This window comes from Campylobacter sp. W0014, from assembly GCF_020135975.1.
GTDB lineage: Bacteria > Campylobacterota > Campylobacteria > Campylobacterales > Campylobacteraceae > Campylobacter_D.
Genome location: NZ_JACHTR010000028.1, coordinates 1 through 15,841, shown reverse-complemented (window position 1 = coordinate 15,841; position 15,841 = coordinate 1). Strand labels below are relative to the sequence as shown.

Genomic DNA, 15,841 nt, shown 5'->3' with positions numbered 1-15,841 from the left:
TTAATTCCTTAATTTAGATTTTTCTGCCTTCAACCTAAATATATTAAAATAATATAAGCAAGATCTGTTCCACTTTGGAATAAAATGGAACAGGGAGAGTGATTAGTATCTATTTTTAAATTGTCTTAAAATCTCATAAGCTGGACTATTTGCATAAGCCCAAATATTTGTGCCCGAACCGTATTTGCTTGAAAAGTATTGCAAATAATAATCTTTTTGATTATTTACATAGCGGTATTTGGCTACGATATATCCATTACTTGAATAACCAAGTTGCTTGCTTACTTCTCTATGATCATTACTGTTATCATTCAAAACAACATATCCATAAGAAGTTAGAGAACCTGCATAATAATCAAAAGCACTATCTCTTTGAAACCGATACCCACCCTTAACCTCTTTCATCTCATCAAGGCTAAGAACTTTAACACCTGCACTATTATCACTAATTGCTCCATTACTGACTTTAGCAAGAATATCCTCTGCAAAAGCAGAACTTGACAATAAAGCACCTAAAGCTGCAACACTTAGTAATTTTTTAACATTTTAGCTCCTTTGTTTTAAAATGTAATATAATTCATTTTATCATAATAAATGTCCTAAATCAAATTTAATCAAAGTATTATGTTATAGATATTTAAAAAATATATATAATGATTTTATGGTATTTGTGAAAGTTTTTTATTTTTTAAAAAAATGTATAAAATTGTAATAAAGCTAATCTAAAATATAAACAAATAATTTTTTATATTGTATTACAATTTAACTCAATTAATCTTGCGATGGACAAGTGTTAGGAATAATGAGATTAAAAGAGATGGATAATTTATAAGAGAATTAATATTAGATTATATTACATAAAAAATATAAAATATTATGTAATATGTATATACTTGACTTTTTTATTTTATTATGCTTTAATTTCAAAAATTATTTTCCAAAAGGAGTTTTTTTATGTTCAAAGAAGTTTGTAACACTTTGGGGATGAGTAGGACAGAATTGGCTGAAAAATTAGGATTATCAAAAACCACAATAGATTCTTGGAGTGATAGTTCGAGAATATCCAAAACAGCTAAAGTAGCCTTAGAATTAATGCTTGAAAATTATAAACTTAGAAGTACGATTAAGAATTTTCAGGATGGATTTGCTTCACTAAACTCATATAATTTAGGAGAAAACATGATGAATAATGTTTTTTCGAAAGATCATAATGATTTAATTAATAGGATTAATCATATCTTTAATGAGTTAAAATTAAGTGAAATAACTTGTTCAAGAGCAATGGGTGAAAGTAATTATGCAAAAATCAATCAAATTTTAAATTTTAAAATGTATCCAGATTTTGATTTTTTAGAAAAATTTGCATTAAGATTTAAAATCAATCATAATTGGCTATTGACAGGGGAAGGCTCTCCATTTGCAAGTGATTTTATTAAATCAAATTTTAACTCCCAATTTATAAAAGAGGCTGAAGAATTTGATAGAATTTATATTGTCACTTCTAAAAATAATCTTGATCATACTAGAATAATTGTAATAAATCGAAATAATGAATTTGGTTTATATCAAACTTATTTTTGTATAGGAAGTAATTTTATAATGGAAGCTAGAGAATGTAGCGATCTTTGTGATTTATATGAATTTTATCAAAAATTCAAGTATAAAATTTCTTGCTTAGAATTTAATGAAGATGATTACAGAAAACTTTTATCTTTAAAGTATTATCCAAAAAATATTTTAGATCGAGGACAAACATCTTACATGCTTTTTGATTTGTTTGATTTGAGAGAAGATGATAAAGAAAGATATGGTGAATTTTTTGAAAAATGTATAAATATTATTAAATCTACTTTAAAAGATAGAGAAAATAGAAGAATAGAAAGAAATGGTATTAAATAATTTTATAATACTCTAAGACCAATTAAATTGGTCTTAGAGTATCTTTTTGATGATCTTTTGTTTTGAGAATTTAACTTATGTAATTTCATCAGCATTAACTTTTTATTTTTACAATATTTATATATTTTGAGTTTTTGAACCTATGACTTTAACTGGACCTTCGCTTGTTAGAATACATTCTACATTATCTTGAAATTCAAGAAAACCAAATCGACTACCACACTTTTTACAATAAGCATTTCTTAGTTCATGAGGAGGAGACCAATGAGTAACATTATTACATTTGCAAGTTAGATTAATTGTTTCATTTGAGCCAATAAGTCCTTTAATTATGGGAAAATAATACTCATTGTTTCTTGTGTTTAATTTATTTGTAATATCTAAGATAATGGTGTCAATTAATTCCTGATATTCTTTAAAAATATTTTGTTCCAATGATTTTTCCAGCATATTTTTTATGGAAGGTAAATAGATCTTTGCAAATAATTTTATTGTTGTTACTAATATTTCATATTTTAGTTCATTAAAATTCTCTGTACTTAAAAGATATGGACCAAAATCATCTCCAAAAACTACATCTAATGCATTAGAGCTTGTAAAAAAAGTTGATATGTATCCTATGTGTGTAAATTCTGAAGAAAAGCTAAATAATTTTTTAATTTCTTCTTTGAGATTATTATCATTTGTTAGGTTTAAACAATTAAATAAATAATCCACTTTTTCTCCAAAAGTTTTTTTATTGCACTTTGTGAACGGCGATACCTCTCCTTTACGTTTTTTATGATTGAGTTTTCTAAATTCTTCCAAATATGTTCTAATATTAGAGTCAAAAAGACTTTCTAAGATGGATCTTGTTGCATACTTACTAAAACTATCCAATGATGTTAAAACTTGGAAATTTATTTCTTTAGGGTCTAACAATGTAAATTGATAAGCATCAACTATCAAGCTGTCGATAAATTGACGCGCTGAAGTTACTAGATTGTTATAATCAAAAAAATCTTTTTTTAATTTCCCTACTGTTTTTATTGTTATATTGGTTCTATCATCTGGTTTGGTATAATATTCAAATTTTTGAATTATATTAATATTATTAAGTAAAATACGAGGAATAATCATTTTAAAATAACAATATTTACTTGAGTTATTTTTAAATTCATCAGATATAAACTCATCATTCTTGTATATTTCATCTAATCTTTTCTGTAAAGATGTTAAAAGATTTATTCCATTATTAAAAATATTATTTACATATTTAATATTATTACAAAGTACTTCGTAATTGTTTAAAGCTGCTGCATTTTTCCGTTCCGTTAATTGCTCAGCGATACTTTTTAGAACATCTACTTCATTCATAATATTCCTCAGTATAGTTTATCTTTGCATATTTTAACATATTTTAATGTATTTTTATGTTCTATTACATTTTACTTATAGATTTTTTCTGAAATTTTAGATTTGAATATAACTTTGATAGACATTAGGAACAATTAAGATTGTATGAGATGAGTAAATTGTGAAAAGTAAAAAAATAAATTTTTTATTTTTTAAAACAAGGTAGAGTTGTTTTTAAATAATCAATATGTTCTTCTAAATTTTCTTTAATAGGATTGCCCATTGGATCGAGAGTAAAAATGATACCTTCTGTTCTTGCTAATTTTGAAGCAGGAACAAAATCGCTATCACCAGAAATTAAGACTATTTTTTGGACTAGTTTTTTTAAAGCTAGAGTAGCTATGTCAATACCTATCTTCATATCAACACCTTTTTGTTTTGCATAATACATATAATCATTATCGCTAAGATCTTCTATTGTTATTTTTCCACTCAATAATTTCTTGTGTTTTTTCTTATTTTTAATAACCCAAGTAGCACTTTTTTCATCAAGATAACCTAATCTTAATGCGAGACAAGGTTTAGAGATTAAACATTTATGCAATTCTATTCTTTCTTTATAAATTTCAGTTGTAGCAAAATCTATGCATTCATTAGATTTTGGATTATGAGCTTTATTATTCAAAGGTTTGCAATCATAAAAGAAAATGCGGTATAACTCTTCTTTATTTTTATCGATATGTTTTAAACAATGATTGTGCAAAGCTTTTGCTAATTCTTCGGGAGAAGGCTTATAGTGATTAGATTTTCTAAATTTTTTAAAATAAGATTTATGGCGTCTTATAAAAAAATCACCATCTACTAATATTGCTACTTTTTTTAACATTTTAAAACTTTAAGAAGAATTGAACCGCTTAGATATTTTTATATCATGCGGTTCATCATAGTTAAGGGTTTGCCATAAATGCTATCAAGTATATTTAAGGTTACTGCCAAAACTTTTATAGAAAAATTATAATATAAAAATATTAATAAAAACTTTAAGTAATTACTAATAGTCAATTTCATTTTCTTTTATGGTTTTGCTTTGTTTATTTAAATCTTCTAAAATATTTGCAGATTTTGGCACAAAATCACTTTTGTAGTTTTTTTGCTTACTCATTTTTTCTATTTCATCCATGATAATGCGATTGTCTTCTCTTAATGCCTCTAAATAATCCTTTCTTTTGTATTTTGGAGTGTTATCTCCTGTAATGCTTTTTAGCTCCACAATTTCTTTTTCAAGATTTTCTATCTTATTTTTATTGAGTTGAGCAAATTTTTCTAAGTCATTATAAAAATTGTTTAATCTCTTTACAAAACCACCAAAATTTACATAACTTTCCAATTTAAAAAAAGTTTTTTCATCTCTTTTATAAATCAAATTTTCAGGCTCAATTATTGTTTTACCATCAGTAGTACTCACATAAAAATTAAGAGTGTTTAAATCTGTTCTTTCTCCGCTTATAAGCAGTCCTTTAAACTCCAAAACCTTATATTCTTTTTGATAATCATCAGCTATTGTTTTGACAATCTTTTCAAAATTTCTTTCAAGTTCTGCTTGTCTGCTTTTGTTTAGATCACTCGTATCATTTTTAAAGACAATGAAATCTTTTTCATCATCATTAATGTAATACTTTCCTTGAAAATGCTCGCTATTGTTTTCTTTGATGATTGAATTTAAAATTTCCATTTTAGCTATATCTTTTTTTAGTAGTTCAATCTTTGAAAGATTAGTTATAAGACTTTCTTCATTATTGTGTATTTGTCTTTTATAGCCACTATAAAGCATTTCTTCTTGTCTTAGATCACTATTTAATTGCACCTGTAGTAAAATGAGTGGATTGCCTGTTGCTTCTGCTTTCATTTCTGCAGCATCAGCTGCACCACTTGTAACATCTTCTAAGGTTCTTACATCAGCACCAGCTTTTCTAAATTGCTCTATAGATCTTGCTTTGCTTTCAATGACTTGCCACATTCTAGCATCATAGGTTCTTTCAGTTGCATATCTAAACTCTTTTACTCTAAAGTTTTGTGGATCTCTCATAAAGAGTTCATTGCCTTGTCTTATAACTCTACCGCTTCTTTGTTCTAAATCGCTCGGACGCCAAGGGCAATCTAAATGGTGTAAGGCTACAATTCTTTTTTGCACATTTGTTCCAGCACCCATTTTTTGCGTTGATCCAATTAAAATTCTAGCCTTTCCTGAGTTCATATCTGCAAAAAGCTGTCCTTTTTGTAAGTCTGTTTTTGCATCGTGAATGAAACGAATTTCATTTTGTGGAATACCTTTTGCAACAAGTTTTTTTAAGATATCAGTATATACATCAAATTTTGCTTGTTCTGCTAAGAGTTCATCAAGGCTTTTGCTATTCTCTTCTTCTGTTTGTTCTATTGTTTCATTAATATTGACAAATTCTTCTTTATTTAAATTTGGTGTAGCAATATTGCCATTTAGAGCAACTTTTTGTGAGTGTTGTTTTGGAGTGGATAAATCACAAAATATTAATTGTGTGCCTTTATCATCATTCCAAGCATTATACTCATTAAAAACATTTTCAATAAGCTTATTAATTTTAGAATTTGCATAATCATCACAATGTGGATTAATAAGTCTAAAATCAAGTCCAGCTTTTCTAGCATCTGTGGTACAAGCAAGTAAGTTATTTCTAGTAATATCATCTTGTTGATGCTCCATTCTCCACACAATAGAGCCTTCATTCCATCTTCCATTTTCATCTTGAATGCCTATAAATTCTGCTATTTCTTTACTTCTAGGAGCAACGATATTAATAGGTTTGTCATTGTAAAGCTTTGGCACGAAATCTTTTTGATATTTCATAATATCATTATTTGTTACAATATCAGCCACACTTTTATACATGGTAGAAAGTTCAGGAACATTTTTGAATTTGTTAAATCTTGCAACGATTTTATAATTTATTCCAGAACTATCAAGCTCCCAAGCGTTTGTAACTTCTCCAAAAGTAGAAGCCCAAGAATCAAAAGCTTGTATCCCTTTTTCTTTTAAGATATTTGGTTGTATGTATCTTTGCAAAGTATAAAGCTCTGTAATTGAATTGCTTATAGGCGTTCCTGTTAAAAAATAGAGTTTTTTATTTTGCTCGTGAATATATTGTGTTTTAGAATAAAGATCATAGGCTTTTTGTGAGCCTTTTAAATTGCCAAGACCACTTATATCACCCATTGAAGTTGTAATGAGTAAATTTTTAAACTCATGTGCTTCATCAATAATTAATGCATCAATTCCTAATTCTGAAAAATCTATCGCTTTAGATTTTTTATGTGTAGTTTGCAAATCACTCAATTTCACCTTAAAATTTTCAATGCGTTTTTCTAAGTCTTTTACAGAATATCGCATAACATTATCATCGTTTCGTTTTTTTTCTAATGTTTGTTCTAAGATATTAATATCTTCTTCATATTGTTTTTTGATAACTTCATAAGGTGCGGGGATTAATTTAAATTGCGAGTGTGTCATAATGATGGAATCAAAATTATTTGTTGCAATTTTGGAAAAAAACTTTTCTCTATTATCTTTTTTTAAATCATCATTTGTAGCAACTAAAATGTTTGCATTTGTATAGGCGTGATAAAACTCATCATTCCATTGTCTTGCTAAATGATTAGGGACTACAATCAAGGGTTTATTTAAAAGCCCCATTCTTTTTTGCTCCATCACAGAACAAATTGCCACTAAAGTTTTTCCAGCACCTACTTGATGATCAAAAATAATACTATTTTCTTGAATAGCCCTATATATAGCATTTTTTTGGTGTTTTTTGAGTTTGATATTGGCATTGAAATTTGGAAGTTCTAAATGCTCTCCATTGTATTGTGGTTCTATATTTGTATTAAACCTTTCATTATAGATATTTTCCAAATCTGTGCGTCTATCATAGTCTTTATAAATCCATTCTATAAATTCATTTTTTAAATTTTCTAATTTAGAATTAGCGATTGCAGTTTCTTTAGGATTTAATTCTCTGATTTCTTTTCCTGATGGATCTAGTTTTTTATCATAAATGCGAATAGGCTTTCTTAATAATCCATGCTCCAACAAATCAAAGCAACCTATTCTTTCTGTGGCATATTCTGAACGAATATAAGAACTTAAAGAATAGCCAAAACCTTTAAGACTCCATTCGCCTGTTTTTTCCATTAAAAATAAATCATAATCTTTAGGAGTAATTTGTAAGGTTTCTTCTATAAATTGTTTGTAATATTTTATAGGTATCCATGTTGTCCCTAAGCTTATTGAAATATCAACCGCTTTTAAATCTTTAGGCAAGACTTGTTCTAAGCTTTCTAAATTATTAACAAATTCATTAAAGCCATCTTCTACTAATTTTTTTACTTCTTTATGCTTTGCTTTAACATTGCCAGAAAGATATTTTTCAGCCAAAACATAATTTGCAGGATTTTTGTGATCTTTAAAGATTAATTTATCTTGCTCTAAAGATTTAAGGGTTTCTTCTAAAGGCTGATTTAAATTCGTTTCTAAAAATTTTAAATCAATTCTCCCATATTCATTGATACTAGCAATTAATGCTTCTTTTGGAGTCGAGATTTTAATTTCTTTTTGTGCATTTATAGTTCTTTTGAAAAAAATATCTGCTTTTGTTGCACTTGGTGCAATAGGATCTATACCTTCTTTTAAAGCTACACTTTTTGAAATACCACTGCTATAATTTTTTTCTAGTGCCAAAATTTTGTTTGCTTCCACATCTTCTCTAAAGGCTTTTTTATTTGCATCTCTATTTAAATATCCTTCTTTGGCTACAAATTCATCATAAAGCTTGTTTAGATATTTTCTTTGATTTTCTACTAAAAGATCGCTAGATTCATTTTTTTCATATTCAATAAGAGTGTTAAATTGATCTCTAAGAGCAATGAGTTTTTTAATTCTTCTTGTATCGTGTTCATTTAAAACAGGTTTTGAAAAGACTAACTCATCATCGCTTCCGATTTTCATGTAGATTTCATTATTGTATTCAAAATAATTTCCATCTTTTAACTTACTTAGAGTTTTGCTATATTTTTCGTATTCAGGCGATTCTCTATCAATCCTGTAATAAGATAGCTTGATTTTTGTTTCTTGATATTTATAAATGTTTTTAGGTAAGGTTTTTGTAAAATTTTCTAAAGCGATTTTTAAATCTCTTCCATCATCTAAGCATTCTAAACTATAACCATATTGAGAGCTTTTAATATTCATTTTTCCTAAGATATTTTGTGGATTATTTTTAAAATACTCATTTATTCTAAAGTCATTAAAAACATCAGGGTGCATACCTCTTTTTTCAGCTTCATCAAAATGATCGTCATAGTATTCTACGCTTTCCATCCAAGATTTATCTATATTTAAATCTTTACCTTTTTTAAAAAAGATAATATCGGTAGTAACTTCTGTATTAGCTCGTTTTTTAAAAGCATTATTTGGCAATCTTACAGCACCTAAAAATGTTGCTTGTTCGGCTATATAATTTCTTATTGTGCTATTTTTAGAATCTAAAAAATAACTTGATACCACAAATGCTGCAATTTCATCTTCTTTTAAATTTTTAATTGCATTGCCAATAAAATAATTATGCACACTCGTTTTATTAAGTGTCGGATCATTTAAATCTAAAATCTTTTTTTGACCAAAAGGTGGATTACCTATAAAAGCATCGTATGGCTTATCAAATAAATGGTGCTGAAATGCTTTATTATAAATTATTTGATTTGGGTGTAAATGCTTTAATATATAGTATCAAGCTCTACGTAAGTAAAATGATATTTATCGCTATAATTTTTTACATAAGACAAAAAAGAGCCTATACCTGCACTTGGCTCAAATATTTCTTTGGTGTGATCATCATTATTAAATCCTAACTGATTAAGCCCTTGATAAATTGTATCGATAACAATTTTTGGAGTGTAAAAAGCATCTAAAGTTGAAGTTTTTGCCTTTTCATATTCTGCATAATCAAGTGTGCTAATAAGTTCTTTAAATTCTTTTTCCCATTCTTTATTCTGATGATCAAAAGCTTGAGGAATACCGCCCCATCCTGAAAATTTATTTAGAATTTCTTGTTCTTGTTTGGTAGCGTAGCGATTTTCTTGTTCAATAGTTTTTGAAAGTTTAATGGCTTGAAGGTTTTTTTGAAATCTATCTTTTAAAGAGCCAAGATAGATTTCATCATTGCTTACAAAATCTAATTTTTGTCTAGATTTGAGGCTTCTTCTTTCATATCCATCATTTCTTGTTGCAGTTTCCAATACTGATTGTTGATTGTTTCTTCTTGAATCTGTTTCTTGTCTTTCATCATCATTTCCTGAAATAGAGGAGAATAAATTTGGGGTTCTATCGCTATGTACTGATTGAGATTTATCTGTTCTTCTGCTAATATCTCCATATCTGTTAGCCCCTGATCTCTCTTCTTGTTCGCTTCTTTGCTCTCCAAAATTGCTAATTCCATTTGAGCTTGTGGTAGTGTTAGTGTCACTAGATCTGACATTCCTAGATTCTTGATTGTGTTCGGATAAAACTCTGCCCATCTCTCTAGTATTATCAAACTGTATTGTGGAATTTTCTTGTCTATCCATGCTTGGTGTATTTGATGAAATGCTAGTTCATTTAAACTCTTTTGTAATATTTCCATATTCGGATAATTCTCTGTTTTGTTGCTCATTCCCATTCCTTTCGCTTGTAATAATTAATTTCTCTTCTATAAAATAGGCTAGGTTGATCGTCGTTCAATTTTTTTTCTTTGCCATGCAAGAATATCCTTTTTTGAGAAAATATTTTGTTTTTTGGAAATAACATTTTATACAAAGAAAATTAAAAATTGAATTTTAAAAGTATAGCATTATTTAATAAAATAAATATTAAATATATATAATATATATATTCTATACATATATTATATATATTATTTAAATATGTAAATAATATTATTTGTAAATTAGTATAATATATTATGCTAATTTTCTACTTTTGCAAAAATAATGGAAATTGTTATAAGTTCCTTTTTCTCCTAAAAATTTCCAGATATTGTGCAAAGTTATTTTTTTAGATATAAGTTCTTTTATTAAATCTGTATCTTTATCATACATGCTATTAAAACTATTTACAGGGCGTCCTATATTTTTTCCATTTTTTCTAGCGTTAGCAAGTCCCGCTTTTGTTCTTTGAGAAATAAAATCTCTTTCTGTTTCTGAAACATAGGCATAATAAGGAAAGAAGTAGTTTTTGAGAAGGATTGTTAAATGAGCTTAACTCAGGTTGCCTTAAAAAACAAATTGAATACCTTTTCAGAAAGTTCTAGTATTAGTGTAGCAACTTCTAGCATACTTCTTCCAAGTCTTGAAAGTTCTGTGCAAATTAATAAATCACCCTCGTTAAGTTTATCTTTTAATTCATTCATGCGTCTTTTTTCTAGACTTTTTCTTGAACTTATTTCGACTTCCATAACTTCATCAATATTGATTTTATTTTTAATACAATATTCGTATATTTGGAGTTTTTGAACTTCTGAATCTTGTTTTGCTGTGCTAATTCTTATATATGCTATTACCATTGTATAATTATATCTAAAATTACTTGAAGTGCTGTTTTAATTATAATATTTTATATATTATATACATATCTAAAACATATTTTTATAATATTTAATTAATAGTTATTGAAAATTTTAAATCTTATAAAAGCACCTTTATCCATGCCCATTTGTTCTGCCATAGATGATAATCTTTCATATTCTTCGTTAGTAAAACCAACGAGTAGTTTTTTATCTCTTTTAGTTCTACCAGATTGTGTAGATACTCTTTGCTTTGAGGTTTCTCCAGTAGCACCATCGATAAAACTATTTAAATCTGCATTTGCATTTTTTTTAAATGACATTTTATAATCCTTTAATTTTATTTTCTAACTCGTTGTAAAAAGTGTTAAATTCTTCTAGAGCTTTATTGGAGTTAGTTTCTGTTTCACTAATACCTAGGCCCATTTGAATACAAGTTTTGTATTTTTCTCTTTCACAGATAATATTATCTAAAAGTTTAATATCTTCATTTTCTTGCTCTTTGATATAGTTTCTTAAATCTTCAATTTTTTTATTTAAGAAAGGATTCGGGGAACTTTTGTTAATTAAGACAAATGTTTGTAGCTCTTTATTTAGCTCTTTTGCCATTTTAATAATTGTAAACATTTTATCTAAAACACTAACATCAAATTGACTTGGAATTGTAGGAATAATCACAACATCTGAAAAGCCTAGTGCAATTCTCATTTCTTTTGAATCTCTGCCACCAGTATCAATAATAATCAAATCATATTCATTATTCTTCTTTTCTTTTTGTATAAACTCTTTTAAAGATTCACCAACTTTAGACACAATGGAAAATGTTCTATCAATACCTTCTCCTAATCTAATATTTGCAAAAGTCATAACGGATTTTTGTGGATCGCTATCACATAATAAAACTTTTTTATTCTCAGCTGCTGCTTTAATTGCTAAATTTACAGCTAGTGTACTTTTGCCACTTCCGCCTTTTTCATTGCAAATGGATATAATCATAATTTATCCTTATAATATTTATTATATATCATAATTATATCATAAAAATATTAAATATATAGTATAAAAATATATATAAAAAATGTAAAAAATATTTATTTAATATGTTCTATTATCTAATGATAATAAAAAATTTATTCTTATTTTTTCTTTCATAAAGTAAATTTTTATAATTAATAATTAAGTTTTATTTAATTTATTTTACTTTACTTATAATTTCGATTATACTTACTAAGTATAATAATATTACTAGAAATAAGGAGAACAAATATGAATAAACTTAAAGAAAATACCAATCAAAAGAAATTAGTTCAAAACAATATAATCCAAGTTATAAATGTTGTTGAAAATGTTATAAATAGTATAAAAAACAATTTTTCTGAAAATGTAAATTGTAGTATTAATATGAGCAATAATAAAACTGTTATAAAAATAAATGATGGGGTTAAAGGAGCTGTTGTAACATATGAGGAAAATGGAAATTTTCAAAGACAAGAAAATGTTCAGTATATTAAAACAACTCCAGATGAAAGATTGCAACAGGTAGAACAATTAATGGGAAAAAAAACACAAGCAGAAATAGCTAGCTATCTTATGGTAAGTCAAAAAACTATATCAAACGATATTAAAAAGATAAAAAAGAATAAGAAAAGCTAACTTTAACAAAGGACCAAATGTGATATTTTTAAAAAATAGAATGATTTATTTTCTTATATATTTCAAGTTGAAAAGAGCTAAGAAGCATGTCGTGTTAGTATTTAATATAATAAAAAAAATAATAAGAAACAAAGTAATTAATACTTATGTTAGATTAAAAGGCTACAAAGTGCAGTTTCATTTAAGCAAAAATAAAACTAAAATATTTTATCATTTCGTTAACATACCTTCCGAGCGTTTTCATGATGCTGACTGGAAGGTGCTCTCATGAATTATAAAGATTTTAAAGATTACTCTGAACTTGTTCAGATTTTAAAAAAAGACAACTTTTTGTAAAAAATGAAGAACAGGCTATAAATTTTTTAAAGAAAAATCATTATTATCGTTTAAGTTCTTATTTTATACCTTTTCAATATCCAAAGAATTCACAAAATAAAGACACATTTAAAAATGAAACTACTTTTGAAGATATAATTCTACTATACGATTTTGATACAAATCTGAGAAAATTTGTATTCAATTGTCTATCTGAACTAGAAATTATTTTAAGGGCGTAAATTTCCCATATTCATTCTAAAAAATATAAACCTTTTGGTTATATACAAGATGAAAATTCTTTAAAAAAACAGATGAAAATTAAGAATCATTTTCTTTTTGATGATTTGATGATGCAAATAAATAAAGAGAAGGAAAGAGCTAGCGAGGATTTTATTAAACATATAAAAACAAAATACAATACAGATGATTTACCATTGTGGGCTCTAGTTGAAATTTTATCCTTTAGAACATTATCTAAATTTGTAAAACTTATGCAAAAAACAGAACAATTAGATCTTATGAAATTTTTTGAATTAGAAAATATACAAATTGATGTTTTTGAAAACTGGATAGAAACTTTATCTTATGTTAGAAATTTATGCGCACATCACTCAAGACTTTGGAATAGACAATTTGTTAAAAAATTTAAATATAGTGAAAATTATAATTTTCTAGATGAAAATGTAGATCGTGATAAAATATTTTTCGCAGTAAGTGTATTGACTATAATCTTAAAGGAATATAATATTAAAGAAAAATTTGTAAATTTATTAAATGAATATCCAAGTATTGATAAAACTGCTATGGGTATACCACAAAATTGGCGAGAATTAAATATTTGGAAGTGATTTGCTATAGGTAGTACGGAATATAAACGAGTAATGCTATTATTTTTGATATTTTATTGGAGAAATGTTCTTTTATTTATTCTCCTTTAATTTTGCAATTCTAGGTTTATAAAATCTTTTTTATTTATTCCATAGTATTGCAATTCTTTTTCATATTCTGCATTTTGAAAAAAATCAATTATTGGTTTTTCACAAAAATACACATTAATCAATCTTTTTTCTTTTTCATTGATTATCCTAATATATTGAAAATTTTTTTCTAAAAAAATTTTATCATTTTCTCCTATAATAGCATTTTCATAAAGATACTTTATTAAACCCTGTGCAAAATCATTATCTCTTTTATTTGAAAAATTTTCACTATAGTTTTTTATCACTTTTTCTAAGCTAGAACGCATAAAAAACCTTTCTATTTTTTTGCTCGAGCGATCTCAGGACATTTTTTTCATTTGCCTGAAACTCAACATAAATCTTTTCTCCGCATTTTTTACACTCAATTTCTGTGCATAAAATCATAGAATGATTTTTGATTTTATCATTGAGCAAATATGGATACATAGTATTTTTCAAACTATTCCTTTTTCTTTATTATCTATCATCAGTTTTTGAAATCTTTAAACATTTTGTTTCGGGTATAATACATACTTACTTTGTCTAAGATAAATAAATCTGACAATAAAACTTTTTTATTTTTGATAAATAAAGTTTTTAATATTAACTCTTTTGGATTTTTTTTCTTTTGGATTTAATTCTAGAATTTTTTCTTTTTTCTTGTATTTTCAAAAAATAAACTTATATTAATTTTTTGCCCTATTTTTTCAAACATTATTATCGATATAACATCATTTGAAGATATTCTTGATTTATATTCAAAAACAAGTCCGTTTTCACTGCTGGGATAACAATTAATTAAATTTTAATATGTTCTTGAAATATCCATAAAGCCTTTTTATAGTTTTCTCCCATAGCTTCTTTTATGATATTAATTATTTCATCTTTCACTTTAGCAACTCCTCATCTTTCAACAACTCCACATTTTCAAGGATATTACCTATAACTTCGATATACTTCATATCATCTATTTTTGAGAAATCAGAATACAAGAATCTATCAATTTCTATTTCATTACATAATTTAAACTTTTCTAAATATCTGAAAAATATTTATTTTTTCATTCATAGTCACTAAATAAAAAATGGTTTCGCCTTTTAGTGTTTTATATGATAATATATCGTCTTCATAAATCTTTTTTCCATTTTTATCATAAAGTCCTATAAATAATTCTAAATCCAAATTTAATAATTTTTCATTTGGTAAATTTTTTATAACTGCTCTGCTTTTTGTGTAAGGATCTAAAAAGCATTTTTCATCTTTGTCCCAAATTCTAAAATCAAAATCACTTAGTTTCATTTTTACCCCTTTGTTTTGCAAAAATATTTGTACTCTTCTTCGCAAAAAGAGCCAAAAAATAAAAAGCATAAATAGTTTAATTCTTTAATCTTGTTTTAAAAGTTCAAAAAATTCTCTTTGCTTAATTTTTCTTCTTTTTCGCCACCTTGCGTAAAATAAGGAATGATTTCTATGTCATATTTAGTAAAAAGATCAGGGATTATGAAGTCTTTTTTCAAAATCAATCTTAATGCTTTGTTCTGTTAATTCTTTAAACAATAGTGTTTCTTTAAACAAGTCCATCGCTTTAAGAATGTTAATGTTTTTGCATTCTTGAAAATACTTTCTAGGTAAAAAACCCTAAGGCTTATCATTTCAATTTCATCTTTTTGATTACAAATATCGCACCCAAACAAAAACCTAATTCCGACATTATATTTTTCATAGTATTTTTCTTTGTTTGCTTGCTCGTGCAAAATCATATTTTTTATTTTTATAACTTTTTCAGATTTTAAATTTAAATACACTCTTAATCTATTTTTTAATCTTGGTTTAATATTTATTCTTGCTTTTAACATTTTTATATACAGATCTGATTTTTTGGTTACTAAATTTACTCCTTTTTATCCAAAATCAAAAAAATGTCTATTATATATTTAATTTTAACAAAAAATAAAAATCAAATAATACATTTATATTTAACATAAAAACTAAATTTATCGTTCATGATCTTTTATATTTGAGAGGGTAAGTTCAATGGCTTTTTTTGCATAA

Annotated in this window: 9 protein-coding genes and 3 pseudogenes; 3 read left to right on the top strand and 9 right to left on the bottom strand. The window is 26.0% G+C overall.

The window, feature by feature from the left end:
* Positions 1-102 precede the first annotated feature (102 nt).
* Positions 103-504, bottom strand: coding sequence for a hypothetical protein (locus tag H2277_RS07835; protein ID WP_337201773.1), 402 nt, complete (start codon positions 502-504; stop codon positions 103-105).
* Between the two features lie 450 nt (positions 505-954).
* Here H2277_RS07835 and H2277_RS07830 point away from each other — a divergent pair, with 450 nt between their 5' ends.
* Positions 955-1,899, top strand: coding sequence for a helix-turn-helix transcriptional regulator (locus H2277_RS07830; protein ID WP_052801571.1), 945 nt, complete (start codon positions 955-957; stop codon positions 1,897-1,899).
* A gap of 117 nt (positions 1,900-2,016) precedes the next feature.
* On the opposite strand, the gene H2277_RS07825 is transcribed toward H2277_RS07830, so the two are convergent.
* The 6 genes and pseudogenes from H2277_RS07825 to H2277_RS07800 form a co-directional block, all read right to left on the bottom strand.
* Positions 2,017-3,255 (bottom strand): hypothetical protein, encoded by a 1,239-nt coding sequence (locus H2277_RS07825; RefSeq protein ID WP_052801570.1) that lies wholly within the window; start codon positions 3,253-3,255, stop codon positions 2,017-2,019.
* 184 nt (positions 3,256-3,439) lie between these two features.
* Positions 3,440-4,120, bottom strand: coding sequence for an NYN domain-containing protein (locus H2277_RS07820; RefSeq protein WP_052801569.1), 681 nt, complete (start codon positions 4,118-4,120; stop codon positions 3,440-3,442).
* Between the two features lie 165 nt (positions 4,121-4,285).
* A pseudogene (locus H2277_RS07815) lies at positions 4,286-9,987 on the bottom strand (SNF2-related protein); the annotation flags it as partial.
* 270 nt (positions 9,988-10,257) lie between these two features.
* A pseudogene (locus H2277_RS07810) lies at positions 10,258-10,859 on the bottom strand (recombinase family protein).
* Between the two features lie 95 nt (positions 10,860-10,954).
* On the bottom strand, positions 10,955-11,182 hold the full coding sequence (locus H2277_RS07805; RefSeq protein ID WP_038848134.1) for a hypothetical protein: 228 nt from the start codon (positions 11,180-11,182) through the stop codon (positions 10,955-10,957).
* A 1-nt stretch (position 11,183) separates the two neighbouring features.
* Complete coding sequence (locus H2277_RS07800; protein WP_337201772.1) at positions 11,184-11,855, bottom strand: AAA family ATPase; 672 nt, start codon at positions 11,853-11,855, stop codon at positions 11,184-11,186.
* A 270-nt stretch (positions 11,856-12,125) separates the two neighbouring features.
* On the opposite strand from H2277_RS07800, the gene H2277_RS07795 reads away from it, so the two are divergent.
* Both H2277_RS07795 and H2277_RS07790 read left to right on the top strand, forming a co-directional pair.
* Positions 12,126-12,512 (top strand): HTH domain-containing protein, encoded by a 387-nt coding sequence (locus H2277_RS07795; protein ID WP_337201771.1) that lies wholly within the window; start codon positions 12,126-12,128, stop codon positions 12,510-12,512.
* Positions 12,513-12,865: 353 nt separating this feature from the next.
* Positions 12,866-13,678, top strand: a pseudogene (locus H2277_RS07790) (Abi family protein).
* An 86-nt stretch (positions 13,679-13,764) separates the two neighbouring features.
* On the opposite strand, the gene H2277_RS07785 reads toward H2277_RS07790, so the two are convergent.
* Positions 13,765-14,076 (bottom strand): spore coat protein CotS, encoded by a 312-nt coding sequence (locus H2277_RS07785; RefSeq protein ID WP_337201770.1) that lies wholly within the window; start codon positions 14,074-14,076, stop codon positions 13,765-13,767.
* 736 nt (positions 14,077-14,812) lie between these two features.
* Positions 14,813-15,088, bottom strand: a complete 276-nt coding sequence (locus H2277_RS07780; RefSeq protein ID WP_337201768.1) for a YopX family protein — start codon at positions 15,086-15,088, stop codon at positions 14,813-14,815.
* Positions 15,089-15,841: the final 753 nt, after the last annotated feature.

Coding starts and splice junctions, on each gene's coding strand:
- H2277_RS07830 (WP_052801571.1), top strand. CDS start 955: ATGTTCAAAGAAGTTTGTAACACTTTGGGGATGAGTAGGACAGAATTG.
- H2277_RS07825 (WP_052801570.1), bottom strand. CDS start 3,255: ATGAATGAAGTAGATGTTCTAAAAAGTATCGCTGAGCAATTAACGGAA.
- H2277_RS07820 (WP_052801569.1), bottom strand. CDS start 4,120: ATGTTAAAAAAAGTAGCAATATTAGTAGATGGTGATTTTTTTATAAGA.
- H2277_RS07805 (WP_038848134.1), bottom strand. CDS start 11,182: ATGTCATTTAAAAAAAATGCAAATGCAGATTTAAATAGTTTTATCGAT.
- H2277_RS07800 (WP_337201772.1), bottom strand. CDS start 11,855: ATGATTATATCCATTTGCAATGAAAAAGGCGGAAGTGGCAAAAGTACA.
- H2277_RS07795 (WP_337201771.1), top strand. CDS start 12,126: ATGAATAAACTTAAAGAAAATACCAATCAAAAGAAATTAGTTCAAAAC.
- H2277_RS07785 (WP_337201770.1), bottom strand. CDS start 14,076: ATGCGTTCTAGCTTAGAAAAAGTGATAAAAAACTATAGTGAAAATTTT.
- H2277_RS07780 (WP_337201768.1), bottom strand. CDS start 15,088: ATGAAACTAAGTGATTTTGATTTTAGAATTTGGGACAAAGATGAAAAA.